We start from the raw sequence: 1,199 nt of genomic DNA on the forward strand, positions 1-1,199 counted from the left end.
CGTGCCGTGGGTGAGCCTGCCACGTACCCGGCCCCGCCCACGGTTTGCAGCTCACAATGGGTTGCCGCCGTCGCCAGGTGCGAAACATCCAAACGCAGCTGCAGCAAGTCACGTTTTTGGGCGTTCTCAGGTTCAGCTGCTAGACGCAGCAGAGTGTCCCGCAGGGTACGGTACGTACCGAGAAGCCCCTCAAACTCCTGTTTAAAGACGCCACCCGACACCTGAAGATGCTCCGCCGCGCTCTGTAATGCCCCGGCGGCAAGACCCAGGCAGAACGCGGACTGCACCAGCAAAAACGGCGCGGTTACTTTCGCTAAGAACCCCGCAAAGTCCTTGGTCAGAATATCCTCGGTCGGCACAAAAACATCCTCAAAAATGATCGTGCCAGACTCGGTCCCGTTGAGCGCCAGCAGGTTACGGTGATACGCAACCTTCAGCCCCGGAGTATCCTGGCGAACCGTCACAATATACCGGTTCGGATGCCCCTCCTGCGCATTCTGCACCGCCACCGGCAGCACAATCACACCATTCGGGTACAGGTTAGAAGCCCACGACACCGTGCCGTTAAGCTTCACACCGCCCTCTACCAGGGTGCCCAGCACCTTGATCGGGCCGATACCCGCGGCCTCTTTATAGGCCGCTGCCATCGCGGTGGTGCCGCTTGTGGTGGCCTCAGCCAAACCCTCGGGCAGCTCACGGTTCACCGCATCAAAGAACGCAATCGTGGAACGATGCGCCCACAGCGAGAACCCGGTGGAGGCATCCTGCGAAGCAAGATCATACGCCACCGCAGCCTGCGGCACGAGGGAGCCGGTGCGCCCCAGAGTCAGCAGACCATCCTTCGCAATCTCGCGCAGATTCTCAAATGGGGAACGCTCACCGGTATCGACGGCATCTGCGTGTTCGGCGGCAAGGGCAAGCACACGCTCACGTTCGGGATAGCTGTGGAGAGGCTCAATCGTCACATTAGACATAGCAGGCTCCTTGCACGTTTATGCGTGTAGCTTGAACAGGCGGTCGATGGGGGTGCTCACGGCTTCGCGGGCGCGCACCACCGCATCCTCATCGGGTGCGTCGTAGAAGCACAGGCACTTGGCGGTATCCTCACGCACATAGGTGCGCAGGAAGGAAACCTCGGGCACCTCGGCATACTTGGGCGCGTTCGCCTTCTTGCGAGTCAGGTACTGCTCCATTGTGAT

2 protein-coding genes are annotated in these 1,199 nt (G+C 60.6%); both read right to left on the reverse strand.

The genetic code is table 11. The features are described from left to right. Nucleotides 1-974 (reverse strand): acyl-CoA dehydrogenase family protein (locus Q4P78_RS08710; RefSeq protein WP_303339984.1); only part of this gene is annotated, 974 nt, incomplete at its 3' end. 18 nt (nt 975-992) lie between these two features. Then, the coding region (locus Q4P78_RS08715; RefSeq protein ID WP_303339985.1) for a DUF4242 domain-containing protein at nt 993-1,199 on the reverse strand (207 nt) is incomplete at its 5' end.

This window comes from Rothia sp. (in: high G+C Gram-positive bacteria) (assembly GCF_030540545.1).
Taxonomy (GTDB): Bacteria; Actinomycetota; Actinomycetes; order Actinomycetales; family Micrococcaceae; genus Rothia.